16 protein-coding genes and 1 tRNA gene are annotated in these 26,839 nt (G+C 56.0%); 11 read left to right on the top strand and 6 right to left on the bottom strand.

Features of this window, described 5'->3' with window-relative positions:
• Window positions 1-39 precede the first annotated feature (39 nt).
• Both ACR0EL_RS11145 and ACR0EL_RS11140 read left to right on the top strand, forming a co-directional pair.
• Window positions 40-1,935, top strand: a complete 1,896-nt coding sequence (locus ACR0EL_RS11145) for a hybrid sensor histidine kinase/response regulator (protein WP_480499939.1) — start codon at window positions 40-42, stop codon at window positions 1,933-1,935.
• Complete coding sequence (locus ACR0EL_RS11140) at window positions 1,935-2,636, top strand: response regulator transcription factor (protein WP_480499938.1); 702 nt, start codon at window positions 1,935-1,937, stop codon at window positions 2,634-2,636. Before ACR0EL_RS11145 ends, ACR0EL_RS11140 begins: the two co-directional genes overlap by 1 nt.
• 34 nt (window positions 2,637-2,670) lie before the next feature.
• Here ACR0EL_RS11140 and ACR0EL_RS11135 read toward each other — a convergent pair whose 3' ends face one another.
• The 5 genes from ACR0EL_RS11135 to ACR0EL_RS11115 all read right to left on the bottom strand — a co-directional run bounded on the left by ACR0EL_RS11135 (window position 2,671) and on the right by ACR0EL_RS11115 (window position 12,149).
• A complete protein-coding gene (locus ACR0EL_RS11135) occupies window positions 2,671-3,981 on the bottom strand; it encodes an HlyD family type I secretion periplasmic adaptor subunit (protein ID WP_480499937.1) in 1,311 nt (436 codons plus the stop codon).
• Window positions 3,965-6,109 (bottom strand): type I secretion system permease/ATPase, encoded by a 2,145-nt coding sequence (locus ACR0EL_RS11130; protein ID WP_480499936.1) that lies wholly within the window; start codon window positions 6,107-6,109, stop codon window positions 3,965-3,967. The genes ACR0EL_RS11135 and ACR0EL_RS11130 overlap by 17 nt, the downstream gene beginning before the upstream one ends.
• Window positions 6,106-7,440: a TolC family protein gene (locus tag ACR0EL_RS11125; RefSeq protein WP_480499935.1), complete on the bottom strand. Its 1,335-nt coding sequence runs from the start codon at window positions 7,438-7,440 to the stop codon at window positions 6,106-6,108. The genes ACR0EL_RS11130 and ACR0EL_RS11125 overlap by 4 nt, the downstream gene beginning before the upstream one ends.
• Window positions 7,427-8,251 carry a SapC family protein gene (locus tag ACR0EL_RS11120; RefSeq protein WP_480499934.1) on the bottom strand — a complete coding sequence of 275 codons (825 nt, stop codon included), beginning with the start codon at window positions 8,249-8,251 and terminating at the stop codon, window positions 7,427-7,429. The genes ACR0EL_RS11125 and ACR0EL_RS11120 overlap by 14 nt, the downstream gene beginning before the upstream one ends.
• 61 nt (window positions 8,252-8,312) lie before the next feature.
• Window positions 8,313-12,149 (bottom strand): Ig-like domain-containing protein, encoded by a 3,837-nt coding sequence (locus ACR0EL_RS11115; RefSeq protein WP_480499933.1) that lies wholly within the window; start codon window positions 12,147-12,149, stop codon window positions 8,313-8,315.
• A gap of 226 nt (window positions 12,150-12,375) precedes the next feature.
• Here ACR0EL_RS11115 and ACR0EL_RS11110 point away from each other — a divergent pair, with 226 nt between their 5' ends.
• Window positions 12,376-14,427: a dockerin type I domain-containing protein gene (locus ACR0EL_RS11110; RefSeq protein WP_480499932.1), complete on the top strand. Its 2,052-nt coding sequence runs from the start codon at window positions 12,376-12,378 to the stop codon at window positions 14,425-14,427.
• Window positions 14,428-14,459: 32 nt separating this feature from the next.
• Here ACR0EL_RS11110 and ACR0EL_RS11105 read toward each other — a convergent pair.
• Window positions 14,460-14,544, bottom strand: a tRNA-Leu gene (locus tag ACR0EL_RS11105).
• Window positions 14,545-15,292: 748 nt separating this feature from the next.
• Between ACR0EL_RS11105 and ACR0EL_RS11100 the strand changes: the two genes are divergently transcribed.
• The 8 genes from ACR0EL_RS11100 (at window position 15,293) to ACR0EL_RS11065 (ending at window position 26,723) form a co-directional block, all read left to right on the top strand.
• Window positions 15,293-15,706, top strand: a complete 414-nt coding sequence (locus ACR0EL_RS11100; protein ID WP_353011318.1) for a hypothetical protein — start codon at window positions 15,293-15,295, stop codon at window positions 15,704-15,706.
• A 3-nt stretch (window positions 15,707-15,709) separates the two neighbouring features.
• Entirely contained in the window at window positions 15,710-17,722 is a 2,013-nt protein-coding gene (locus tag ACR0EL_RS11095; protein WP_480499930.1) for a dynamin family protein, read from the top strand.
• An 8-nt stretch (window positions 17,723-17,730) separates the two neighbouring features.
• Entirely contained in the window at window positions 17,731-19,476 is a 1,746-nt protein-coding gene (locus tag ACR0EL_RS11090; protein ID WP_480499929.1) for a dynamin family protein, read from the top strand.
• 52 nt (window positions 19,477-19,528) lie between these two features.
• On the top strand, window positions 19,529-19,927 hold the full coding sequence (locus tag ACR0EL_RS11085) for an NUDIX hydrolase (protein WP_480499928.1): 399 nt from the start codon (window positions 19,529-19,531) through the stop codon (window positions 19,925-19,927).
• Window positions 19,928-19,950: 23 nt separating this feature from the next.
• Window positions 19,951-20,823, top strand: coding sequence for a hypothetical protein (locus ACR0EL_RS11080; RefSeq protein WP_480499927.1), 873 nt, complete (start codon window positions 19,951-19,953; stop codon window positions 20,821-20,823).
• Between the two features lie 61 nt (window positions 20,824-20,884).
• Entirely contained in the window at window positions 20,885-22,924 is a 2,040-nt protein-coding gene (locus ACR0EL_RS11075; RefSeq protein ID WP_480499926.1) for a dynamin family protein, read from the top strand.
• The gene (locus ACR0EL_RS11070; protein ID WP_480499925.1) at window positions 22,921-24,207 is read left to right on the top strand and encodes a dynamin family protein; all 1,287 of its coding nucleotides are present in this window, start codon (window positions 22,921-22,923) and stop codon (window positions 24,205-24,207) included. Before ACR0EL_RS11075 ends, ACR0EL_RS11070 begins: the two co-directional genes overlap by 4 nt.
• Window positions 24,208-24,545: 338 nt before the next feature.
• Window positions 24,546-26,723 carry a serine/threonine-protein kinase gene (locus ACR0EL_RS11065; RefSeq protein WP_480499924.1) on the top strand — a complete coding sequence of 726 codons (2,178 nt, stop codon included), beginning with the start codon at window positions 24,546-24,548 and terminating at the stop codon, window positions 26,721-26,723.
• Window positions 26,724-26,839 lie beyond the last annotated feature (116 nt).

The raw sequence follows: 26,839 nt of genomic DNA, 5'->3' as shown, positions 1-26,839 counted from the left end.
GGTCGTCAGGTGCTACGGGTAGAATAGGGGAGGGTGAATTTGCGCATCACCGAACAACGGATCAAGGCGATGACAACCGCCGGGCTGAACCTGATCGGCCAGGCGCTTTCCATCTATGATAGCCAGTTGCGCCTGGTCCTTAGCAACCGGCGGTTTCAAGAAATGTTTGACCTTCCCGATGCGCTGGTGCAACCCGGCGCGTTGTTTCGGGACACGATCCACTTTCTGGCAAGCCGTGGAGAGTACGGTGACGAGGGAAGTGTCGATGACATGGTCGAAGTGCGTGTCGAACAGGCGCTGGCGTTCGAGCCACATTACATGGAGCGCGAGCGCGCAAATGGTCAGGTGATCTCGATCGAAGGCGCACCGCTGCCTCAGGGTGGTTGGGTGGCGGTCTATACAGACATAACCAACGCAAAACGCGCCGAAAACCTGCTGCGCGCGCGGTCCGAGGAATTGTCAGGCCAGCTGCTTACCCATGCCGAAGAGCTTTCGGCCACCAACCGGAAACTGGCAGCAACCATCACCGCGCTGGAAGAGGCCAAACGCGAGCTGACCGAGATCGAAGCCCGGACTCGTCTGACGACCGAGATGATGCCGGCCCATATCGCGCATCTGAACAGCGAGGGGCGATATGATTACTCGAACCGGCGGCTCAGTTCTGTCATGCCGGGGCGACCATCCGAGATTTTGGGCCTTCACATATCTGAAGCGCTGGGGGCAAACGCCTTTGCCCGGGTCAGTGCTCACCTGCAAAATGCCTATAACGGCAAAACATCGGTGTTCGAGTTCACCGAAGATCAAGACTCGCGCCGCATCCGCGTGTCTTTCACACCTGACGGGGCAGGGGGCGTTTATGTGATGTCGGTAGATATCACCGAAGAAACCCAAGCCCGTGTAGCCCTGCAACAAACCCGCCGCCGCGAAATGGCTGCACAGATGACAAATGGCCTGGCGCATGATTTTTCCAACTTGCTGACAATCATCCTGGGTATGCAATCCCAGCTCGACAAGATGGCGTTGCCAGAAGACGCACATGCGCTGATCGCGGCGACCCAAAAAACAGCGCGGCGTGGTGGTCAGTTGTTGAACCGGATTGCGGATATGACCGGCCATCGCACACCTCAGCCGAAAGCCACCGATCTGCGCCGCTTGCTCGAGGATTTACGGATAGTGGCCACCCCGTCCTTACCTCGTGGCGTTGGGCTGTCTGTTGTGAATACTTTGCCAGATCAGGCGCTTATGCTCGATCCCGGGATGCTTCAGGATGCGCTTTTGAACCTTGTTCTGAACGCGCGTGATGCTTGTGGCACAACCGGGCAGGTGACGATCAGTGCACATGCAATCGGCGATATCTGGATCGAAATCACAGTTTCCGATACCGGTTCCGGCTTTTCGTCTGAGGCACTGGAGAAGGCTTTGAACCCCTTTTTCACAACGAAAGGCAGTGATGGATCGGGCCTTGGTTTGCCCATGGTTTATGACACCGTAAAGCTGGCGGGCGGTGACCTGAACCTGCGCAATACACCCTCAGGCGCATCCGTGATTTTACGCCTGCCCTATCGCCCCGCGCCCCCCGCGCAAGAGGGGCTTGTGCTATTGGTGGAAGACAGCGACGATCTACGCGGCCAATTCAGGGACATGCTGATCGACCTTGGCTTTTCGGTGATCGAGGCGACCTCGGCAGATGAGGCGCTGGCTCTGACCGAGACCGTGGAAGGAATTGCCATGGTGCTGTCCGACATTCGACTTGAGGGCGCGGCGACGGGGCTTGATCTGTTATCGCAACTCAGATCTCGCTTGCCCTGTATACTCATGACATCATTACCCTATACCGATCCTCTGCACCGACAGGCATTGGCCATGGCGCCCGTGCTGAGCAAACCCTTTTCCAAGGCACAGTTGTCCGCCCTTGTCCGAACCGAGGCTGCCTGATGAATCAGCCGTTGGTAACCATATTGGATGATGAACCTGAGATTCGGCATATCCTGACAGATGCTCTGGAAGAGGCTGGCTTTCGCACGCAAAGCTATTCCCGGGCCCGCGAGTTCGAGGCCGCACTGAATCAGATCACACCAGACGTCTGCTTAGTGGATTTATCCCTGCCGGATACGGATGGCCTGGCCTTGGTACACCGATTGGCGCTGGAACAAGGCGCAGCCGTGATCATTGTGTCAGGCCGCGCGCAAGTTCAGGATCGCGTGACCGGGCTGGAATTGGGAGCGGATGACTACATCACCAAACCCTTTGATCCAACAGAGGTTGTGGCGCGTATTCGCGCGCGACTACGCGCGCCGCGCGGTCAAACCTCGAACACCAATATCGCCGAGTTCAACGGGTGGACAGCATATTTTGATCGGTATCTCCTGAAGGACAAATCCGGGGCCGAAACACCGTTCAGCCACGCCGAAGGTGAGGTTTTGCGCCTATTTCTGGAAAGCCCCAAACGCCTGATCAGCCGTGCACAAATGCAGGATTCTCTGGGTGGCGCAGCCGGGGATAGCTTCGACCGCGCCATGGATGTGCGCATCTCAAGGCTACGAACCAAGCTTGGTGAAGACCCCAAGAACCCGCGCTTGATCAAGACGATATACGGGGCGGGCTACATCTTTCTCGGCGATGTTGCTTGGAAATAGGCTGCGTATGGGTTCGCCGATCGGGTAGCCCCCGCTACTCTCGTAGGGCCTGGTCCTTGATCTTCACAACGGGCTGTAGGATATAGTCCAGTACCGACTTCTTGCCGGATAAAATATCCACCTCTGCGATCATACCTGGAATGATTTCAACGGCAATTCCTTGCCCGTCGAGCATGGTGTTGCTGGTGCGAATCTCAACCACAAACACCTCTTCATCATTTCTTTCGGACCGCGTGATGGTATCTGCGCCGATGCGCAGGATTTCACCGTCCAACCCACCATAGCGAGCAAAGTCATAGGCTGTGATCTTCACCTTTACCGGCTGGCCCGCGCGCAAGAAGGCGATATCCTCGGGCTTGACATAGGCTTCGACCAGCAAGCTGTCGTCTAATGGCACAATCTCAATCAGGTCTTCGCCACTTCGGGCTAGCCCACCAATTGTTGTTCGATGTATCCGATTCACTATTCCCCGGACCGGCGATTTCACCTGCGCGCGCAGGGCGCGGTCGCGCAAAGCGGGCAGGGTAGGCTCAAGTGCCGCAAGCTCGGCGGTCGCAAGGGCCAAATCCGTCAATGCGGCAGTCCTAAATCGGCTGCGAGTGGCCTTTATGCGGTCATCGATTTCCTCAAGGCCGGCTTTCAAACGGTTGGTCACGGCCTCGGCACGCACCTTGTGGCCTTGCCACTCAGCCTCGCTACGGCGCAAGGCCAACAGTGTGGTCGCGGGTTCCATGCGCTGTTCAACCAGCGGGGCCATAATGGCCCGCTCTTCAGCGAGCACTTTCAGAGTTTCATCAGCCGTAACCTGATCAACCAACCCCTCTTCGTATTCACGATGCCGTTGCTGTCTCTGCCGCTCCAGAATGGCAATCTCGGCACTGAGTTCAGCCTGTCGCCCTTGATAGAGCGCCGTTTCCGAACGCACGACATTTGGCGCGCCTTTGATCAGAGTTGTGTCAAAGCTCAGCTCCGTTCCATCAATTTCAGCCTGCAAGCGCTGAACCCGCGCCATAAGGCCATAGGCACGTTGTTGTTCCTGGCTTAATTGGCTGTCAATCTGGGTGGTATCCAGCTCCATCAACACAGCACCTTGGTCAACCAACTCACCCTCGCGCACATGCAACACCTGCAAAACTCCAGGTTCCGTCGCTTCAATCACTTGCACATCGCCCGACGGCACAATCCGGCCATCCACGCGGGTAACATCATCCAGTTCCGTAAGATAGGCCCAAGCACCTGCGCTCAACAAACAGGCCAAAATAGCGAATAACAACAGCGAACCTTGCAGCGGTGCCCGCCCCTGCATCTCACGCGCAAGCTGACTCAGATCAGGATGCCGCGACATTCAGATGCCTCCCCGATCTGCGTGCGTGTTGGGTCAACAGGCTTTTGGGACCATCCGCACCAATCTTCCCGCCTTCGATCACAATGACACGGTCAACCAGTTCCAGCAGGCTGGTTCTGTGGGTCACCACCACGACCGTGGTGTCTGTTGTTGCCTCTTTCAAACGCCGGATCACCTGCGCTTCGGTTTTGACATCCATCGCGCTTGTTGGCTCATCCAGCAACAAAACCGGAGGCCGACCAATTAGGGCCCGCGCCAACGCAATCGCCTGTTTCTGACCACCCGAAAGCCCTTCGCCCCGTTCAGCCAATTGTTGATCATAGCCACTGGGATGTCGGGCGACAAAATCTTCTACGCCTGCGGCGCGCCCAGCCTCAATCAGATCTTCGTCGCGTGCTCTTATCGCACCGCTGACAATATTATCCCGAACAGACCCCGAAAACAGCCAGATATCCTGCAGGACTGAGCCGATGTTGCGCCGCAGGTCGCCCGGATCAATCTGACGAATATCCAGCCCATCCAGCATGACCGACCCGACCCGCGGCGAATAGAGCCCCAACAACAGCCGCGCGATTGTACTTTTTCCCGAACCGATTTGACCCAGAATGGCCACTTTTTCACCGGGCTTAATTGTGAAGGAAACACCGTTCAGAGTGTCTTCTCTCTGATCTGGATAGGCGAAGTGCACGTTGCTGAACGAAATGGCCCCCTTGAAACCCGCCCTCGTGATCCAGCTTCGGCCTTCAGGACGCTCACTTTCAGCCTGCATCAAGGCATCCAAATTGCGATAGGCGCTACGTGCCTGATTGACGCGGGTCAGGGTTTGGGCCAGCTGTCCCAACGGGGCCAAAGCACGCCCCGTCAGCATGACCGAAGCCACAAGCGCACCCATGCTGGCCTGACCTTCGGTGATCAGAAACACGCCATAGAATACAATCAGAACCTGCGCCGCCTGCTGCGTAAAGCCCGTCAAATTCAAGGCAAACTGGGTCACGGCGCGACTGCGCGCGCCATGGGCGGATTGTCGTTCGATCGCCTGCTCCCACCGATTGCGCATTTGTCGACCGGCAGAGGTTGTTTTGATCGTCTCAAGGCCCGAAACCGCCTCCACCAACACCGATTGCTTGGATTGACCATCCGCCAGGATTTTCTCGGCCATACGCGACAGGATCGGCTGAACCACAAGACCAGCCAGCAAAACAACCGGTACAGCAAGGGCCGGGACCAGGGCCAAATCGCCGCCGACCAGATAAATCACGAAGATGAACAGCGCGATAAAGGGTAAATCGACGACAGCAACCAATGTTGCCGAGGTAAAGAACTCTCGGAGGGTTTCAAATTCACGCACCGTGCTGGTCATCGCCCCGGTCGAGCCGGTGCGCGATTTCATCTGAATATTCAGCAACTGATCGAAGACTCTGCGCCCCATGAACATATCAGCGTTTTGGCCCGCGCGATCGATAAAGCCAGCCCTCAGAAGCTTGAGTACGAAGTCGAAGATAAGCGCGATACCCACGCCAAAGGTCAGGGCGATCAGCGACTCGGTTGCTTCGTTCGGAAGGACACGGTCATAAACCACCATGATGAATACGGATGTCGAAAGCCCCAGCAGGTTGGCAAGCGCCGCGGCCAGGGCCACTTGTACATAGGCCCAGCGGTTGGCAGATAGCGCAGACCAAAACCAGTGGCCACTTCGAACTTGCCCATCATTGGTCACTTCGGCCTTATGATCTCGGCGAAACAGGATCGCAAAGCCCGCATAGACGTCGCTGAGTTCGGATTCAGATATCTCGCAGAGGCCACTCCCGATCTCGGGATCAAAGATCAACATCTCCCCATTGAGCGCCCGGCCGTGATAGGTGACGGCCTTATTACCATCCAGCAAAAGCATCGCGGGAACCAGAGCATCGTCAAAATCTTTCAACGGCCGTGCGCCATATCCGGCCTGCAACCCCGTGTGTTGCGCCAACGCAAGAATGTCCCGAACGGTCAAATCTCCATCCACACCCGACTGAGCAGCCTGCAAAGCGGCGAGCGTAACTGGTCGTTCAAGGCTACCGGCGATGTTCAAAAAACAGGCTTCATAGGCCGAGATTTGAATATCGGAAGATGGGGAACCTGCCGTCATTTCTGGGCGCTCCAGGTACCGACCGACAAGCCAAGCAGATCAAGGATATCACCTGTCAGGCTCAATGCGGCATAGTTGGTCAGAAAGAAGCTCTGTTCAGCCAAGATTAACCTCTCCTGCGCGTTCACAAAGTCCCGTTGAGCGTCCAGAATTTCAATCAGGCTGCGCCGCCCGATCGTAAACTGTGCACGAGCGGCTTCGACACTTTCAGCGTTGGCCTGCACCGCCAATTTTGCGGCCCGCAGTCTTTCAGCCCCAGCTTTTTGATCAGAACGGATAAACCCAAGCTCTCGAGTTATTTCGCGGATCAGCGCCTCGCGGGAGAATTGAGCGTCCTTCACCCGCGCGTGCGCGGCGGCAATTGCCGCGCGTTTTTGGCCGGTACTGTCAAGTTCGTAGTTAAACGACAAGTCCACGCCAAAATTGGCATCTCGATCAGTATCTTGATTGGCGAAAGCCGCCACTCGGATATCAGGCTGCCTGCGGGCCTGAGCTGCGCTCCATTCAGCCTTTGCAGCCACCAGGCTTGCATCAGCGCGCCGCACCTGAGGGCTGCTCATGACGATTTGGGTATCACTTCGGGTCAGGTTCGGAGCAGGGATTGGTTGCGGGAGGGCGTCTGGTGCGGAATCAAACACTTCGCGATAGCGCGCTTCGGCGCGATCGACCTGCGCAAGCGCATCGGCATAACGGGTTTGGGCATCCGCCATGCGTGAGCGTGCAGTCAGCAGATCGGCATTAGAGCCTGCCCCGCTGGCAGTTCGATCCGATATCTGCCGTACCAGCTTTTCATGCGCTGCTACGTTTTGTGCGTTGATCCCTTGGATCTTGCGTCTGTCCAACACAACCACATAAGCTTCGATCGCGGACAAAGCCGTTGCAGCCGCAGCCTGCAATTGATCCCCGCGGCTTTCGTAAACACGGGCTTGGGCGGCAGCCAGCTCACCTGATGCCGCACCGCCATCATAGACCAGTTGCGAAACGCGAAGGTAGGGCGACACATCTGAGACATCGGAGTCTACGCGCTCAGACCGGGCGTTGATGCCCAGGGAGACCTGTGGCAGAAAAGCGCCTTTGGCAGCATCCTGGTCTGCCGCTGCAGCCTCCAGTCTTGTTTCACTCTGAGCGAGGTTCGGACTTGTTTCAACAGCCTGACGGATCTTGCGGCCGAATGCACTTTGGGTCAGCGTTTGAGCGGGCGGCGTTGCGCCCGCACCAGCTGTTCCACTGGAAAATGAAACCTGAATGCCGGACAACCCGGGCGGTTGCTGACACCCTGAAACCAGGGACGCGAACACCAACATGCATGCGAAAGCCTTAAGCATATGCATGAGCGCCCTCCTGCTTATCATAGTTGAACGGTAACTCTTCGAGCTGCGCGTTCACGACAGCATCCAGAAACCCAGAGACCTCGGAGGAGGTTTGGAGCTGCGATCTATCGGTCAGTTGATCCTGTATTTGCGTCAACCACTGCACGTGCGACAGTGAAACCTGATGCGCATGAATCAGGCGCATGGCTCGGCTATTGGTCAAAAGCACCCGGTGGGAGGACCGCAGACCATGTATCGCCTGAAGATGAATGCCAAAAAGATCATGCGGGCCATCAGCCTTCAAAACTTCACTCAGCGGCGAGAGTAGATTCAAGTCTCGGATCAGGCGACACAGCCCCAACGTTTCATGCTCAGCTGCTGCGCGCTGAAAGAGAAACGATTTTACTTTGATGAGATCGCAGTTCAGCCTCTTTGCGTCATCAAAGAAACGAACATCATCGGGGCTATCGGTGACCAGCCCCATGGTTTCATCAACAAGCAAATGAAACTGTTGCCCTGAGGTTGCAGAGGCGGGGCCCGCACCAAAGGGTGGGCAGCGTAGCGCAGTTGGCAAATATCGCGCCAACCAAGTGCCATTTGCGGCGACAAAAGGAGTAGTGGAATCGACCTGCATCGACAACAGAGCAACGGGTTGGCAACCCACCGGGGTCATTCGGAAAGCGATCGGAAACATGGCGGCAACCTGCAGGATTTCCGCTTCTACAACAGTGCACTCCGTCAGATGTCGAGCAAACTCGTAAGATGTGAACCGCCGCCAAAAGCGATGTCCATACCGTTCGAAAGTGACCGGAGTCAGGCCGTTCTGTAGCATAGCGTTCCCCTCACGCTGTCTGATTACGAAGTCGAATCCAAATGCATGACTGCGAGGCGGGTTACGCCGTCGCGCCCGTTGGATCGGTATGCAGGATGTTGTCGGTGGACAGCGCGCTTAGATCATCGAGCCCGTCAAAGATGGCCACGGTTTCAACACTCGCGTCACTCGATCCTGAATAATCCACCCTGATCAACGCACTGTCTGTACCGTCAGTCGCCAGTACATAGAGCGCATCGCCAGATTGTGCACCTGTGAGGCTTTCGACGGCCGTTTCAAGCGACGCTGCCGTGAGATCGGTCAGCACCGTCGTCAACCCGACAAAGCCCGTATCGAGACCCAACGCATCACCAACCGCCAGGGTTTCAAATCCGGTTCCGTCGCCTCGCAATGTGCTGACATCCAACCCGCTGAACATCAGCGCATCCGTCACGTCTGTTGCCGGACCAAGTGTAAACCCGGAGATCGTATCAACGCCGTTTGTTGTCGGGTCAGCTTCGAAGACAACAACATCGCGCCCGGCTGTATTCAGGTCAATCGTGTCATCCCCTTCGCCGCCACGCATCAGCGTATCGACATCAGACGCCGCCATCGTATCATCACCATCAGTGCCCAAGTGCAGCACCATTGGCCCTCCATCCGGAGTCCTGATCGTCAAAACAATGGGCTGGTTGGGATCCTGTACAGTCATCGTGAATGTGACCAAAGGTTGGGACAGGTCTGTGAAGGTAGTCGCCGCACCTGCAAAACTGACGACATCGCCAGGTCCGGTGTTGGCTAAGAAGAGATCGAATTCACCATTTTCTGTGTCAGAATTTACATCGAACGTGACCACGGAGGAGTCGTATTCCAGCTCAGCTGTCATGGCCAAACCAGATGAGATGTCCCGATCAGAATCGGCATGGATTGCGAAGGTTATGGTCGAGCCAGATTGCGCAATCTCGGAAATCACATAGGCTGCAGGCACATAAGCTGCTGTTTCTGTTGTGACAGGCAACGGATCTGGCCCACCCGAGACGTTGGCTTGCGCCGTGAAGTCGAGATCATCACCCGCTTCGGTACCCGCAAATTCAGACGCCGAAACTGTCAACGACCATGTTCCATCCGGGCCAACAGTTGCAGTACCGACCGAATTGCCGTTCAACAGAACATCAACGGCTTGGCCTGTACTAAGACCCGCTGAGCTGCCACTGACAACCACGCCAGAGCTTTGCGCATCGCTTAGGGCTATCGCTTCATTCGTTCCAATTGCGCGCATGCTCAGCGTGGGCCGGAAATCGGTCGTGACCGAAGTGGTTGCCGCAGGTGAAATGTTTCCAGCGCTGTCCGGAACCGTAGCCGAGATTGGATAGCTGGTCATGTCTGACAATGCGGCCAGATCAGACGTCGGGACCGTGGCTGTCCAAGTTCCACCTGAGGCAGTGGCGACATAGGTCTGCCCGCCGAATGTGACGGATACGGTTTGCCCATCCCCGGCGGTTGTGGTTCCAGAGATTGCAAGGTCGCTGTCACGTTCGGTTACGTCAAGAACCGCCCCTACAGGCAAGGCATCAATTGTGATGGATGGTGCGGAGAAGTCGGTGTCAAAGCTGGTATTTGTTTGACCGCTATTGCCTGCGCTGTCAGCTACGGATGCAGTGACATCATATGTGACGTCATGCTGTAGCCCGCTTAGATCAGACGATGGTGCGGTAAGGGTCCAGTTGCCACCGGAGACGGTTGCAGTTCCAGTGACATCCACCGTTCCATCGGGCCGCGCAATCTCGACCGTTACAACCGTCCCGTTTGGTGCATCTGAAGTGCCTGAAATGGTCAGATCCGTACCCTGTTCAACCGCATTCATCACCGCACCATCCGATAGATTGGTAATAGCGACACTGGGTGCGGTGAAATCAGTATCGAAGCTGTTCGTTGCCTGAATGGCCGGGTTGCCTGCAGCGTCTGACACGTCAGCTGTCACCGATATGGTGGACGCATCTGACAATGCTGCCAGATCGCCAGAGGGGACAGTGACGCTCCAGGCGCCGCCGCTGGCAGTTCCGGTATAGGTTTGACCATTCAGCTCGACCGTAACAACCTGCCCATCCTCAGCCGACGTTGCCCCGGCAATCGTCAGATCAGTCGCTTGCTCGGCAGCGTTCATGACAGCGCCATCCGAGAAGCTATCGATGCTGAGTGTGGGTGCGCTGGCATCTTTAGTAACGGGCGTATCTGCCTGAGGAGCAGCAAGCCCATCAACATCCGAAACGTCCGCTGTGATAGAGAAGCTGCCTCCATCGGCAAGGGCCGCAAGATCACCGGCTGGAACAGTGACGCTCCAACTACCGCCCGAGACGGTGCCGGTGTAGGTTTGCCCATCGAGCGTGACGGTGACAGTTTGACCGTCCTGCACATTTCCAGTTGTGCCGGAAATGGTCAAATCCGACCCGGCCTCGGCCGCGTTCAGTACCGAACCTATTGTAAGAGGTGCGATGCTGATAGAAGGGCCTGTCAGATCGACAGGTACCGAAGCCGTCGCAGCGACCGCCGGGTTTCCAGCCGCATCGTCAACGGTGACACTGATCACCGCAGGCGTCCCGGTTGTCAGACCCGAAAGATCAGCGTTTGGGACTGTCACGCTCCAGCTGCCACCCGAGGCGGTGCCGGTAAAGGTTTGGCCATCCATCGTAACCGTAACGGTCTGCCCATCTTCGGCACTGGTGTTGCCGGTCAGGATCAAATCGCCGCTGACATCAATCAGTTCGATCGACCCGCCAGCGACCGGGTCCAATGAAATGGTCGGAGCGCTGAAATCGGTATCGAAACTGCTACTTGTTTGAGGGGCAGGGTTGCCGGCCTCATCCGAAACGTCGGCAGTAACCGATATTGTTGTGCCATCCGGCAATGAGGCAAGATCAGCAGCCGGGACAGTCACGCTCCAATTGCCGCCCGAGACAGTGCCTGTATAGGTCTGACCATTGAGCGATACGGTGACGGTTTGCCCGTCTTCGGCATCGGTTGTTCCGGTGACGATCAAGTCTGTTGCTTGTTCGGCAGTATTCATCACCGCCCCATCCGAGAAGCTGGTGATAGCCAGGGTCGGGGGTACTGTATCGACGTCGAATGTAACAGTTTCAACCGACAGCTCATCCCCCATGTCATCGAGATGTCGAATGGTGATGTCCGTCACGCCCTGAGGCACGCCGCTGGCCTCTGACGGGGTCAAAGAGACACTCCAATTCCCATCTGAGTCCGGGGTCACGGTTTTGACTACTGATCCAATGGTGATCTCGACACTGTCGGTGCCGGCTGGGGTGACGGAATTGATGGTCGAATTGCTGAGCGTTGTTCCCTGCAACTGAGCCAAGTTCAGGCTTGGATGGCTTGAAGCAGGCGGAGGCACTGGTGTTGGCGCAGGCGCAGGGCTGGCATCATCGCCCCCACCACCGCCACCAGCAGCAGCGGCAGCCCCCGCCAGACCCAAACCGCCCAAGGCCGCACCGGCCCCACTGACACCGCCTGCAGCAGCAGCGCCCGCTTCAGCCAGGCTGAACTGTGCGATCTCGGCAACCGTCGCTTCGGCGATCATGATGGCGCCGCTGTCCAGAACCTGAATATTCTCTGCGGCAACAATCATGCTGCGCCCGTCGGTCATCTTGAGAAGAACATCTCCATTTTTCAGCAGCTTGGCCGATTGCACACCGGGAATGGTTTCAGCGAACTGATAGGCATACAGCTCTTCAATCGTGGCCTGAGCAAACGCGGGCAGCGCCAACAGAGATGACCCCAGCCCACCTGCCAAACCACGCTCGGCCCAGCGGCCCATTTTGCGATCTATCCACTGGCGAATCCGGCGCGAGCGGTCCGTTTCCGATTGATCCGCTGCTGGATGCGTATTGGTCTCAGGTGCTTTGGTCATCTTACCCTCACATGTATTGCCGGCGATCTTGGAAGGGGGACAATCCGCCCCGTTTAGGCTTTTGCTCATCTGTCTTACCCTTTGACTGCGTCGGCGATCGGACCCGAAAAAATTGAACTAAACTCAAACCGAACTCCTCGTTTTCAACACATTCTTGCTAAGGTTTCGGTCTGGGCATCGGATCATCTTTGTTCTCAACGCCAGGGGTGGCGGCGGGGTGATGACTATGATGCTGCAATTCGAAACATTGGTTGCAACGGGAAGCACGGCGCTCGATTCAGGTATCGGCGATACGGCTTTAAAAACGTTTAACGGGGACACGTATCTCTACACATTGACCGGCCCGACCGGGGGCATTGCGGTATGGAGGCTGGTTGACGGCGCAATCCCGCAACTGGTGGATACCCAGTATTACAGCGGGTCGATCATGTTTCAGGTGGGCGGCACGGGAACGCCTGTTTCGCTGGCGGGCACAGATCATCTGGTACTTGATATCGATACGGCCACTGGACTTGTCAGTTATGATCTGAACACCGACGGCACGGTCGGAGATTTGCAGGAAACCGGAACGTTGAGCGGCGGTGGCGATCTGTCTGCCGTGACCCAGTTTTCTGTCGCATCGACCAACTATCTGGCGCTTGCGCATGAAGATACCGGCCAAATCGGAACCTACATCGTCAACGGTGACGGCAGCTTGTCGCCAGCCGGGCTCATCACCGGAACAGCCGATTCGATGCAGGCAATTCAGGCTGATGCCGGGCAGTTTATTGTTGGAACAGATGCAATAAGCAATGGCATCACCGTGTATCGCATCGATCCGGCGAACGGGACGCTCAGCGCGGTCGACAATAGCGACGCCATCGCAACCCTTGGCATTTCGACACCAACTGCGGTTGAAACTGTCGAGGCGTATGGCGAATCCTGGATCGTGGTGGCCGGATCGGGCAGCAACTCGCTCAGCGTTATGCGGGTGAACAGTGATGGTACACTTTCGCCGTCCGATCACCTGCTGGATACGTTGGACACCCGGTTCCAAGACGTGCAGGATATCGCGGTAATCGAAGTCGATGGGCGGGTCTTTGTGGTCGCCGGCGGTGGCGATGATGGCATCACGCTTTTTACCATGAGCCCAAACGGACAACTTATCCATATGGACAGTTTCGCGGACACGGTGCTGAGCGGGTTGCAAAATGTCGAAAACCTGAGCGTGGCCCAAATCGGGGATGAGCTGCAGATTTTGGCGACCAGCCAGATTGATACAGGGGTGAACCTTCTGACCGTCGACCTTGCAGATTTGGGGGATGTCCGGGAAGGCTTCGGCACCGTCACAGGCACTGTTTTGGATGACATGCTCAGCGGCGGCGTGTTGAACTCAAACCTGCTGGGCGGGGCAGGGGATGACATCCTGATTGCGGGGGCAGGAGCCACCACGATGACGGGTGGGGCAGGGGCGGATATATTCGTTATGCAATCTGGCAGCGGGGTTACAACCATCACAGATTTTGAGGCGGGAACAGACCGGCTTGATCTGTTTGACTACCTGCTGCTGCGATCGCCGACCCAGCTGACCGTTACCAGCACGGCAGACGGTGCGGATATCACCTATCGAGGCGAAGTCATCCACATCACCTCTGCGACCGGAGGGCCGCTGACCAACACCGAAATCTTTGGCGCAGGCTTTGGCGGACCCGACCATATCCCCGTTGATTTCAGTGATCTTGGTGTGTCCGAACCACCCAGCTCAGGTGGGATTCAAGGCGATATCTCGATCAGCTCCGAGACCGGAAATCCGGGCCTAGGGGATGCTGAAATTCAATTCACACCTGACGGAAACAGCCCGATTACCACAACCGCAGACGAAGACGGAAATTTCGATCTCGGCCTGCCCTCGGGGACTTACTCCGGACATCTAGACGTCACCAAATCCTATTCGACGGCAAGTGCCGAGATCACTGCACTTGACGCACTGCAAGTGTTGCGGATCGCGGTTGGGTTGGACCCGACTTTCGGGCCCGCTGCACCGGAAAACCTCATCGCTGCGGACATCACTCAAGACGGTACAATCAACGCACTGGACGCACTGGCGATCTTGCAAGTAGCGGTTGGGCAGACGCCCACGCATGAAGCCAAATGGGTTTTTCTCGACGCTAACGCAGATTTGTCAGGGGTCACCGCGTCCAATGTTGATTATGATACGGGAATAGATGTTGTCGCAATCGACGGCGTGATCGAAGCGGACATGACATCCATTCTGCTGGGCAACCTCGAGGCCGTATAAATACTCATAATGATGATTATGTTAAATATCAGTGGTGCGGGTGGAGGGACTTGAACCCCCACGCCTTGCGGCGCCAGAACCTAAATCTGGTGCGTCTACCAATTTCGCCACACCCGCAACCGAGCACCTATGTGCCGGACTGGAGCGCTCCATAACAAAGCTTTATCCGGGACGCGAGAGGTAAAATTCACCCCGACCCAAGAATTTAATCTAGAGGTCCCGCGCGATTTCCATACCCTTGGGCAGAATCGTCAGAAAAACACCAGCCTTGGGATGTCGCGGCTCACATCATATGGGTTCAGGAAGGCTGATTTGTCGGACTTAGGCTTACACGATCCGAAACCCGGATCTTGGGTACCAACTCGCTCGATCAGACAGAGATTTCTCAGTCGCCAAGAAAAACGCGCTTACGTTGTATCGGTTAGACTGCGAAGTTCAAAACGTGTCGAGCTGGCTTTGTCAGTTCGACCCTTTCTGCAATTGCGCCATTGGCAAAAATCCAGATCGCTCACAGAACAGCACCAGCCGTACCGGAACTAGCGCTACAAATACAAAGCGTTAACGCGATCTCAAAAACCGCAACGAACTGTCTGTCAAAAGCGTTCAATGCGGCACTCGCTCTATCTTCAAATCCAAAAACACTGCGCACCTGTTAACCATACACCTCAAGGTTGAGGCATTCCTATGCGCGCCACTTCATATTTACGCCACAATTCAAGCACCAAAATATCTTATTCGCGTCAAAATAACACCGCCTTGGCCGGGCTTCTTGGTCCAAGGAGTTAATGAGTCCTTTTTCGCCGTTTTGGCACCTGTACGAGTCTTCCGCTCAACTCCAGTAACAAGGGTCTTTGATGTGACCAGCATGAACAACTCCGCCGCTGCCGAGCAAGAGGCCGTCTTCTTCGCTCGCGAAAGCTTCATAGGTGAGCTGAAGTCTTTGAACCGGGATTATCCTGATACAGGCTTTGGTATCTCTCTTCGCACCCACTCGGGTGAACATTACCTGCTGGCAAACGCACGTATGCCCCTGCCCGCAGCGAAATCGGACGGGTTTCCAACTGGCCGGCGTTTGGCCTGCCTCGAAAATGGTGATCGCTTCAGCGCAATTGAGGTGCTGGCTGATTCCCACGCATATGAAACCATCTCACCTCGGGACGAGGCAGAAATTCTGGGTAATGCTCTGGATCTGATCGCCCGTATCGACACCCTGACCAACATGCCCGCAGGCTGCGTTTCGCCGGCCCAGCAAATCGCTGCGACTGGCACCGGAGGCTAACACATGGCGCGTAACGACCACCTTTTGTCTGTCGGAAACGAGGCGCTTGCCCCGATGACGTCGGCAATGTCGTCATTAACGACTCAGATCGACCAATTGACAGAAGTGGCCGATGCGCGGTCAACGGCCCGGCTTGCGACGCTGAAAACGCGGATCGAGAACTTTTCTGCAAGCATCACCATGGTTGGACAGGTCAAAGCGGGTAAATCCTCGCTGGTGAATATCCTGGCCGCTCGCCCTGCCCTGTTGCCCTCGGATGTGAACCCGTGGACCTCGGTTGTGACCACGCTGAACATCAACACCCGGACACCCGGCGATACGCGGTCCAAGTTCACCTTCTTCGAGCAAGAAGAATGGGACAACCTGATGGTTGGCGGTGGACGCCTTGGTGAATTGGCCAATCGCGCCGGCGCAGATGATGAGATGGAAGACATCCGCCGTCAGGTCGCTGAAATGAAAGCCAAATCAGAAGAACGGTTAGGTAAGCATTTCGATCTGATCCTGGGACAAAGCCACCAATATGACTATTTCGATGAAGAGCTGATTCAGCGCTATGTCTGTCTGGGCGACGAAGACGATCCGGATATCGATCCCAAGACCGGCCGTTTTGCGGATGTAACGAAATCCGCGGAACTGTACATGGATATTCCGCAATATCCGATCTCGCTTAAGCTGTGTGACACACCTGGTGTGAACGATACCTTCATGGTGCGTGAGCAGATCACCCTGCGCAGTCTGCGGGGCTCCGAGGTCTGTGTCGTTGTTCTGGCGGCAAGCCAGGCGCTGACCACGATGGATATGGCGCTGATGCGGATCATCGCGCAGTTCGAAAACCGGCAGATCGTTTTATTCGTGAACCGGATTGATGAACTGGCTGATCCGGTCAATCAGGTCCCAGAAATACGCGACCGCATCCAGGAAACCCTGAAGCAGAACAATATCGATGCAAATACCAGCATCGTGTTTGGCAGTGCCCTGTGGGCCGAGGCCGCATTGACTGGCAATCCAGACATCCTGACCGATGAATCCCGCAAGGTGCTGAACACCTTCTATCTGGCCGCTGGCTTTGGCGATCAGGCGGCATCTTTAGATAAAATCTGGGCGCTGTCCGGGCTTCCTGATTTGCTGCTGGCGATGAACGAACGGATCGCAGATGGCGCAGGGGCGCGCTTAATAGACCGCGTCCGCCACCGTGCCCGCAATATTGCAAGCCAGATTCGTGCAACGGCCGTTGCCAAAACCCTATCTGGCAACGAAGGTGTTGTCCGCGATCTGGGCGGCGCATCGCCGGAAGAAGCGATTTCGACTGTTTCAGACGAATACGAGAAGAAGGCCGCCGAACTGACGGCTGCGCTGCGCGACAAAGTGATCGAGCGTTTGAATTCAGCCGAGGCAAACTTTGTCAAACGCGCCACCGACTCGTTGATTGCTCATCTCGAAGAGAACGGCGAAGAGGGCACTTGGCACTATGATCCGGCGGGTTTGCGAACCCTCCAAAAGGCAGCCTATTTCAGTTTTGCCCGGTCGATGAAGAAAGAGGCGGGTGCACTCTATGCTACTGCTGCAGCGGATGTGGAAGCACTCTATCATAAGCTGTTGGGCAACCATCTCGGCGAATTCAGCATCGAAGCTCCCATTGTTCCTCGTGTCCCGCCGCCTTTGGGGATCGGACGCACCATTGCGCTGGACCTACAAAGCACTTGGTGGCGCAGGTGGTGGCAAAAACGCAAAGGCTTCGAAGCCTATGCGGCTGACTACACAAGATTGATCGCATCCGAAGCGAATTCGATCACCAAGGATATCGAAGAAAATCAGATCGCAGCGGTTCTGGAAAACGTCCGAGCCGGGCTGACCGATTTCATGCGCGAGCAGAAAGAGACGCTGCTGAATATTTCAGCCTCAGCGGAGAATGGCAACAAACAGGCCCCCGCTTTGGCGGCGAACCTGCAGTTGCAGAAGTCGCGCGACGAGATTCTGGGCGACATCCTGAAAAACCTTAGCAACGAAGCGGCGTGAGAAGAAAAATGGCAAAAGACACACAGAACCGTTTCGTTTCCCCCAAGGCATGGGAGCGTATCGAGCAATGGTCACGCCGGAAGCCCGTTTTTGCCCTTATGGGTGAATTCAGCGCCGGAAAATCCACCCTGATGAACTTTCTGTTGCGCACCCACACGCTGCCAACGCAGGTTACAGCCACGCAATTGCCGCCCGTCTGGTTCAGCTGGGGCAATCAGTCAGCCTATGTGAAGCGCCATGATGGCAGCAAAGATCTAATTGATTTGGACCAGCTTGAAACAGTAGGTGTGAATGATGCTCAGTTCATTCGCATTTTTCTGGAAGCGGATATTCTAGAAGCGGTCGATCTCATCGATACACCGGGTATTTCCGATCCGAAAATATCGACCGATGTCTGGCAACGCGCAGTTGGTCAGGCCAATGGCGTTTTGTGGTGTACCCATGCGACGCAAGCCTGGCGTGAAACCGAGCGTGCAACCTGGGTCTCTTTGCCGGAACGGCTGCAACACAACTCTTTGCTGCTGGTCACCCGAGCTGATGCGCTGGGTCAGAAAGACCGGCAAAAGGTGCTGCGTCGCGTGAACCGCGAAGCCGGTCATCTGTTTAATCGCTCGATCTTGTTTTCGGCCCGCGATGCGATTGAGGCCCGCGACAAGACCGGTGATGCCGAGATGTGGTCGCGCAGCGGTGGCGGTAAGATGATAGATAGCTTCCTGGAAATCACCGAAAACATCATGGATAGGCGAGCAGATCAACTTGCTCGGTATCAGATCGACAAAGGTCTTTCAGACGGGCCTAAGGTTCAGCCGTTGCGGCCTTCAAGAAACACCGAGTCCCCCACTGCGACCCGACCAGATGCCGAGACACCGGCACCGCTCAAACTGGTAAATCCCGTAGAAGAATCGGACGGCGACGCCTCTGTGGTCACCAGTTTCCCGGTCCGTCCAGCGCGCGTTGAAAGACGTGCTGATGAGGACGAGCGCCCCCGTATCGACTCTGCCGAAGCAGATCGTTTGCGGGCCGAGATGGCACCCGAATCTGAAGCCCTCTCTCAGGATTCAGAAACAAAAGAGGACGAACTGCGCGCGTATTTCCGGGATACCGCCAAAAATCCCATGGAATTTGATGCGGTTTCGGATCAGACATCTGAGATCAATGAATACGACCTTCTAGAGGATGAAGACACTGATGATGAGGTCGAAAACATCCTTATCGTCTCGGATGCTGAGGTTGGATCGTCAGATTCAATAGACGAACCTCATTCTGACGATGTGCTTACATCACTGAGCACTGCACTCCATGAGACGCAAGAAACATCTGAGGATGCTGAAGTTGAACTGCCGGAAGCCGACGGTGACGTAAGCGAGGCAACGACCTCTTCCATCGCAGCATTGATGGCTGAGCAACACGAGGTAGCGTCAGATGAGTATGAACCCGAGCCCGAAACACACGGGTTGGTCGAACTGTCTTCTGCGACTGTCCCTCAAGAAACCGCCGAGCCGCAAGTTGTTGAGCTGGAAGCGCTTTCAGAAGATCGTCCCGGCACTTCGCTAAGCGCTTTGGCGATGTGGACTGAAGTCACCAAAAACGAAGTTCTGCCTGATGACCCGCGCGAGTTGATGAGAGTGTTCCATGCATTCCTCAAGGAATTCGATCAGATATCTTCCGAGCATAGTGAAAAACAGACCAACGAAGGGTTGCGTTCGATCCCAAAGTCCAACGAAAACAGCGGGATGGAATGGCATGTCTTGTAATCGAAACCAGATCCGGATAACCGGTTATTAGCAAAATAAAACAGTTAGTTACATGTCGATACATGATGCGTTGAACGCCGCTATTGAAACAATACCCGACTGCCTTGCAGCCGGGTATATCGACATGGAAACGGGGATGTTGCTGGGAACCTGCATCAAAGAGTCAGACGACGCGGCTGATCTGGATGAACTGGCCATCGCAGTGGCCAACCTATTCCAGGGGCGCGGCGTTTCCGCCTTCGAAGCGTTGTTGCGCGAAGCGGATGCAGACTCTGACGCTGATGGGTTCGGCGAGATCGCGGTGTTTTCAAACGACCGATTGAACATCTTTCTGCGCACGCGTGAATTTCCCGATCACGTGGTCTGCTATGTCTGCCGCAACAGCGCGAATGTGGGTCTTGCCCTCACTAAATCACACCTTAGCCTTACGTCGATTACGGCTGCGGTCTGAACCAGAGCAATGAGGGTCACGGTATGATGGATACAGACATACTCGAGATGCTTGATGAAATCGGGCGCAAATCTGTCGCTCGGTTGTCTCCGGTTGTGATGATTGCGGGCGACACGCCCGAGTTACGTCGGACCGAGGTCCTGCGTGTGATCCGCAATACGATATTGCCGCGTCGACTGGAATTCACTGCAGCCAATGGGGATTGTCTGGCGCTTGAAGTGAACAGCTCACGCGTGACGGATGTGTTTCGCGTTGTATCCGGTCCCGTCCCGGATTTCGAAACTGCCCCGCGCGAGGAATTGATCGACAATCTGGCACAGCTTGTCTCTGATATCGCCTCGGCCCCTGCCCCGCTAGAACTGCTATCTCTGAAGCCCGACAACGTGCTTGAAGCGGATGACGTGGGTGTCACCCTGCGTGAGATCAGAACCGCATGTGCCGCAATTGAACTGACCGCTGAACCCACAATTTCAGTTGTGCCGGAAACACAAGAGCCTGCGCCGGAAACACCCGAAATCGAGCCAATTACCGATGCCAATGCTTCGCTGGCACAAGCGTTCTTTGACGGGGCAGATCGCTTTGCACAGGGGCGCGTTCTGGCTGCTGCACAGGATGGGACCTTGGCACAGGCCGCTGAGGATTGCGCGCCAGATGCCAAACTGCATCCCAGTCAAGATTTGCTGGCTCGCTTTGCAGCCGATCTGGCTGGCTGGGACAAAGATACAAAGACAGGGTTGGGCTTGCCCCAACTGATCGTAATGCGCCCTTCCGGTGGAAAGGGCGCAGGACTGGCCGTTGTAAATGACGGTCAAAACATCGCCTTCGCTGTACACGAGGCGCGCAAACTGGGGGCCGTGGTCAACTTGTGGACCACGTTGCAGGAGGCAGAAGAATGACTGCCTTCTATGTTGTTAAACCACCGAATTGTTTGAGTAGAGAGTTGTTAGGATACCCAGTATGAGTGAGTCCAATCGTCGTGAGTTAATCCGCATAGCCGAGGACATGAATGAGACGAGCAATGACGAAACCCGTCAGTTCATCTCGCGCATTGTCGGCGATCTTTCAAATCTGAAACCATCCATTGCCTTTGTCGGGCAGATCAAGGCCGGCAAATCCCGCCTTATCAATGGCTTCACCGGTCAGGCAGAATACCTGCCATCCGATGTGAACCCGTGGACAACGGTGATCACCGACATGCATTTCGGGCATCCTTCGGGGCGGACCGAAGGGGCAGAGTTTCATTTCTTCGACAACCACCAATGGCAGTCGCTGATCGCCGAAGGTGAAGAGTTGCGCAATATGTTCCCTGATGACGAGGACAGCTATAAGCGCGAGATGATCGAAGAGCAGGTCGAGGCGATGAAAACTCGCGCGCAGCGGCGTCTGGGCGACAGTTATGAACAATTGCTGGGGCAGCATCACGATCTGGAACAGCTGAATTCGGACGATCTGGCCCGCTATGTCTGTGCCGGCGACGACCCAACCGAAGATGGCCCGTTGGATCCCGGAAGCGACCGGGGGCTGTATAGCGACATCACCCGCAAGGCGGAGGTCTATTTTGACATCGGCCATTTCCCATTCCCACTGACAGTGACAGACACGCCCGGCGTTAACGACCCTCTGTTGATCCGCGAAGAAATCTCGCGTCAGTACCTGAAAGAATCCGATTTCTTTGTGGTGGTTCTGTCGGCGCATCAGGCGCTTTCTCGTGCTGACCTGAAACTGTTCCGGCTGATGCAGGCGCTCGAGCTTGGACAGATCGTGGTTTTCATCAACCGCGTAGACGAACTCAGCGATGGCGCAGAGGACGCGACAAAAGTGCGCGCCGATGTTCTGAATGGGTTGGAACAGGCGCTGGGCAACTCGAATATCGATGTGCTAATGGGCAGTGCGCAATGGGCGCATTATGCGCTGACGGGTGATGAAACAGGTGTGAATCACGACCATGTTTTGTCCTGGCTGCGGGCGCATCCGGAACAGATGCGGCAGTATCTGGACGGTGTGAAAGAAATTAAGCAGGGCCCCGGCCCGATCAGCCGCGAGGCGGTGCTGCGGTTCGCCGCCATGATCGCCTCAGGCTTGCCTGACCTGCGCCGTCATGTAACGCAAGCCCTGATTGACGGGCCACATGACGAACAATTGCGCATGGCCTGGCAACACCTGAACAGCTTTGCCCAGGCCGAACTGGAACGGTCGCAGGCTGATCTGCGCGTCCTTGAGGCGGATGCAGAAGAAACGGCCGTCAGCGTCGAGAAAAACGACAAGACGCTTGAGGATCTGCGCGCACTGATTGCCGAGAAGAAACAGACTATTACCCATGAAATGGACGAGGTCTTGTCCAATCTGCGTGGGGTGATGGATGACACCGTTTCCGAGGCCGTCTCGGCTGTTGTGCGCGGTCCTGAAGGAAAGTCTCCCTTGCTGGCCAAAGGGGATACAGAACTGAACTTCACGCCGCTGCGGGATCGCATGCGGGAACTGGTTCAAGGTGCCTCACAAGTGGTACGGCAACGGGTTCTGAGCGAACTTTACACAATTGATATGCAAAGCAACGCGGCGTTGCGGGCCCTACCCGGCTGGCAGGAACCCGTCGACAATCGCATGAACACCAGTGCCGTGCGCTGGTTCCGCCCGGACACTACGGCGCTAACCCGTGGCATCACGGTCGAACTGCGTGTAAACTGGTTGTCGAGGCTGATCTCGCGCAACAGCGTTGTCTCGCGCGCGGAACGGATGATCACGCAGGAATTCGAGCTGATGGGTGACGATCTGATCGACACTGCGCGTGATGATTTGCTGGAGCGGCTGAACACCGTGTTGGATCATTATCTGGCCTTGCTGGCTGGGCATCTGCAGCATCGCGCCGGGACAGACGATACCAACGCAAAGGCGATAGCACAGGACGCGCTCGACCGTGCACGCCGTATCAGTGATGATCTAGGGGCAATCTTCGGCACCGGACATCAGGAAGACAGACTGGCAGAGGCTGCTGAATGATTGAATTTCCAGGGACCGAGCAGGAAGTGCGTCAACTCGAACGCTTCCTGACCGCGACAGAGAAGATGGAGGCGGACGCCGCGCTGGAGGATCTGCGCGCGCGCGCCTTAGCCCATGCCGAACGTCTGTCGAACGCGGTGAACATCGGTTTCGCAGGGGAATTTGGCGCAGGCAAATCCAGCCTTGCCAATATGCTGGCCGGTGCAGACATCCTGCCCACTGGCCCACAACATCTAAAATTACCTTTGGTCATAGTTGCTTATGCCGAAACGCCCGAAACAACAGTGGGCTGGTGGAACAAAGAGCCCAAGACCTACTCGGGTATCGCATTGGAAAAGGCAGCCGCTGATGAGCCCGATTTCATCTCGGTTGGATTGAATACCCAAGCGCTCAAAGAAATCTCGCTGTTCGATCTGCCTGGATCGGGGGCGCTGGACGATACATATAAACAGACGCTTGACCTGCTCAAATTCGTGGATTGTGCGATCTGGTGCACCAACGGCACAAACGCCTGGCGCGAAACTGAACGGCATTTGTGGGCGCAAGTGCCCGCTGAGCTGCGCCAGAATAGCCTTCTTGCGGTGACCCATGCAGACTTGCCGCCTGTTGAAGAGGCTATCGACCGTGTTCTGGCACGTTTGAAAAAAGAAAAAGACGGGATGTTCCATGCTGTTGTCCCGATAGGCACGCCCGTGGCTGTTCGGGCCATGGCGCAAGAGCCCGAACCGGACTTTGCTCTGTGGGAAACCTGTGGCGGCCAAACGCTGGCTGAACACGTGCTGGAAGTTGCGTCAAGCCGTCGTCAAAGCGATCTGGACGCCGCGCGAAAAGATATCGAACAAGAGTTGCTGCCTTTCCTTGAAGCTCTGAAAGAGCCTGAACCGAAAGCATCCGGAACAGAAAACGCGGATATGCAATCGACCTTGGGCGCGGCTCTACCCCCGTTGAACAATCCCATCCTAGAAGACTGGCTTGCCGCAATCGCGAGCATCTATGAGGATCTGCGAGAAAACGCGGATATGGAACCAGCGACGTTCCTGCAAAGCTGCCAGGAAATTGTCGAGGATTTTGCCGAGCGTCTGGAACAGGGCGGCGAAATCGACCCCGAGGCCGACTGGATCCCGGCTGAATTCGAGAAGGCCACTGACCTTCTATTGTTGCTGCAATTCGAAAGTGGCGACGCACCGCTGAAAGATGCCATCAGCATTCTGGCTCAGTTGAGTGACAACCTAGCCTGGGCAGGTAGCACTGTAGTCACTGCGCAGACAAAAACCGGCACCTAAACTACTCCCGCGAAGATTGAGCTGCATCGCAGCGATTCGTTGTCGCCCAAATCCGATTCTTAACAGTTTCAGAATCGTCGCCCAGAACGCTCCAATCCGGGTGAGAAGCTTTGGATTGACGATCTTAAAAATCAATATGTTGATCTTTAACATCTAAGAAATCAATATGTTGATATTCGTCCGAAACGATCCATAGTGAAGCCATCGGGCGGCCCCAATAAAGTCTAATTTGAAACGTCTAACCGTTCTCAAGTGACCTGCGGTTGTTTTAGGTTGTCAGTTTCGGGCGGTTTGCCCGGTTGTTTTACCGCAAAAATGTGTAGAACGGGCGGATTGAAATGAGCCACAACCAGGCAGTCGGTGCATCGCACGACGAACCACATATCGAAGGATTGGAACCCGGCGCAAAGCTTTTGCGCGGACAGTACGAAATCCTTCGCTTTCTCAGCAATGGTGGGTTTGGCATTACCTACCTTGCGCGGGATAGCCTTGAACGGGATGTGGTGATCAAGGAGTGCTTCCCGGGCGCCTTGTGTCGCCGCAATGGCGACCTGGTTGAACCAAACGATCCCGCACTTAAAGACGACCTGCGCGCCATTATTGACCTGTTCATTCAGGAAGCCCGCAACCATGCCCGCCTTGTGCACCCCAACATTGTCGATGTGCATCAGGTCTTCGAGGACAACGATACAGCTTACATCGCAATGGATCTGATCCGTGGATGCGACCTGCTGGACTATATGGAAAATCCCGACACCGAAAGCGGCCCTGACTTCATCGTCCAGGTGACCGAAAAGATGCTGTCGGCGGTATCGTTCATTCACCAAAGCGGCATGCTGCACCGGGATATTTCGCCCGACAACATCCTGATTGACGAAAACGGTGATCCCGTCCTGATCGACTTTGGCGCGGCCCGCGAACAAGCGGCAAACAAATCCGCAGCCCTGTTGACCCTGCGGGTGATCAAAGACGGGTATTCACCGCATGAATTCTACGTACGCGGGGCCGAGCAGGACCCAAGCAGTGATCTCTACGTTCTGGCCGCCACGCTCTACCACGCGATTAGCGGAGAACGCCCGGTCGACGGCCAGTCTCGCCTGAGCGCATTCAACAATGGTCAGGACGACCCCTATGAACCACTGACCGGTCGGTTTGAAGGTTATCCCGAAGGCTTTTTGGAAGCGATCGATAAGGCGATGGAAGTCCACGCAACGGATCGTTTGCAAACCGCCCTGGATTGGCTGCGGATGTTCCGTGGTCCAGGTGTTATGTTTGACACATTTGCCTATCGCCCGGTTTCAGTGATCGTGGGCATGGATCGCAAGGACAAAGAAGAAGAAAAAGAGCGGATCAAAGCAGAGACCGAGAATGCCGAAGCCGTCGTGACCGCGCTGCTGGCTGGCAATTCTGATATCGCACTTGGCAATGAAGACAAAAAAGAAGACGAACTGGCCAAGTTTACCTCAAAGGAAGACGCTCCGGTCGCCGTGGATACCGTTGTACAAAGCGGGTCGGGCGGCAACGGCAAACTGCTTGCAGGTGTAGCAGTTGTGACCCTGGCCATTGCCGCGGGTGGATATTTCGTAATGTCCGGTGGCGACAAGGCGCCCGAAACGACGGCAACAGCCTCGGTGGCTGAGCCCGAGACGCAAGTCGAGGAGACCGCTGTTGTTGCACCGGAAACCACCGCTGAGCCATCAGTGGAAGAGACTTCAGAGGCGCCTGTCGAGCAGGCAACCTCCGTTCCTGCGGAACCGGCTGCCACAGAAGCAGCCGCCGCAGAACCGAATACCGACGTTGCAGAAGAGGTTACAACCGCAGCTGACGCGACTGACACAGAGGTGGCGACCGTTGAACCTGAAGCTTCAGCCGAAGTTTCGGCCTCGGCAGAGCCGACGGTTCCGGGTGTGCTTGCTGAGGATCAGCTTGCCTTCGCGCATTGGGATGTTGACATTCCGTTCTCGGTTTCGCGCCGTCGTGCGACTACCGGAGACACGTTTGCTGTAACCGCCGTAAATCCGGGACAGGACATGTCGGTTATTGGTGACTGGATCCAGCGTGGCGCAACGATGTTCACACTGAACGGTGATCAAATCCGCTCCGACGCATCTTTTGCGGGCCAGGTTCTGGACGGCTTCAGTGTTGATCCCGACGGATACATCCGCGTCGCTGCACGGTATCGCCTGCGGGGTGAAACCCGTGTTCAGAATGGCCTGATGGCTCTGCCCGCGATCCGTGCCCTCGGGTTGCAGAATGGGTATGAATTCACAGTGCGCAGCGATGGAGCGGATGGATGGCAAACCGTTGTATCCAACGTGCCCTCAGATGCGGCGGGCGATCTACGCGACGGAGATGTGTTGCTGAGCGAAGCTCAAACCGCAACAAATCTGAATACCGCAGAAAGCTTGGATGAAACGCTTGCTGCGCTTGTGTCCGAAAACAAACCCATAGCGCGCTTCACTGTATTGCGCGGCGGGGTCGAAACAGCTGTAACGATGCAGCTTGCACAGGAGTGATCAGACCGGTTCCCAAGTGATCTGCCAGTGTTGTGTTTGCTGAGGATGGCATATGAAAAGGCCATTTTGACGGGAGCCGGACCGTCGCAGAGAGTTACAAGTTCTAGTGGTTCTCC

It is taken from the genome of Ruegeria sp. AH12, assembly GCF_056541465.1.
This window is presented reverse-complemented; position numbering and strand designations above follow the sequence as displayed.

Bases quoted from the DNA above. Each gene is read 5' to 3' on its own strand.
- ACR0EL_RS11140 (WP_480499938.1), top strand. From the start codon at position 1,935: ATGAATCAGCCGTTGGTAACCATATTGGATGATGAACCTGAGATTCGG.
- ACR0EL_RS11135 (WP_480499937.1), bottom strand. From the start codon at position 3,981: ATGTCGCGGCATCCTGATCTGAGTCAGCTTGCGCGTGAGATGCAGGGG.
- ACR0EL_RS11130 (WP_480499936.1), bottom strand. From the start codon at position 6,109: ATGACGGCAGGTTCCCCATCTTCCGATATTCAAATCTCGGCCTATGAA.
- ACR0EL_RS11125 (WP_480499935.1), bottom strand. From the start codon at position 7,440: ATGCATATGCTTAAGGCTTTCGCATGCATGTTGGTGTTCGCGTCCCTG.
- ACR0EL_RS11120 (WP_480499934.1), bottom strand. From the start codon at position 8,251: ATGCTACAGAACGGCCTGACTCCGGTCACTTTCGAACGGTATGGACAT.
- ACR0EL_RS11115 (WP_480499933.1), bottom strand. From the start codon at position 12,149: ATGACCAAAGCACCTGAGACCAATACGCATCCAGCAGCGGATCAATCG.
- ACR0EL_RS11110 (WP_480499932.1), top strand. From the start codon at position 12,376: ATGATGCTGCAATTCGAAACATTGGTTGCAACGGGAAGCACGGCGCTC.
- ACR0EL_RS11100 (WP_353011318.1), top strand. From the start codon at position 15,293: ATGAACAACTCCGCCGCTGCCGAGCAAGAGGCCGTCTTCTTCGCTCGC.
- ACR0EL_RS11095 (WP_480499930.1), top strand. From the start codon at position 15,710: ATGGCGCGTAACGACCACCTTTTGTCTGTCGGAAACGAGGCGCTTGCC.
- ACR0EL_RS11090 (WP_480499929.1), top strand. From the start codon at position 17,731: ATGGCAAAAGACACACAGAACCGTTTCGTTTCCCCCAAGGCATGGGAG.
- ACR0EL_RS11085 (WP_480499928.1), top strand. From the start codon at position 19,529: ATGTCGATACATGATGCGTTGAACGCCGCTATTGAAACAATACCCGAC.
- ACR0EL_RS11080 (WP_480499927.1), top strand. From the start codon at position 19,951: ATGATGGATACAGACATACTCGAGATGCTTGATGAAATCGGGCGCAAA.
- ACR0EL_RS11075 (WP_480499926.1), top strand. From the start codon at position 20,885: ATGAGTGAGTCCAATCGTCGTGAGTTAATCCGCATAGCCGAGGACATG.
- ACR0EL_RS11070 (WP_480499925.1), top strand. From the start codon at position 22,921: ATGATTGAATTTCCAGGGACCGAGCAGGAAGTGCGTCAACTCGAACGC.
- ACR0EL_RS11065 (WP_480499924.1), top strand. From the start codon at position 24,546: ATGAGCCACAACCAGGCAGTCGGTGCATCGCACGACGAACCACATATC.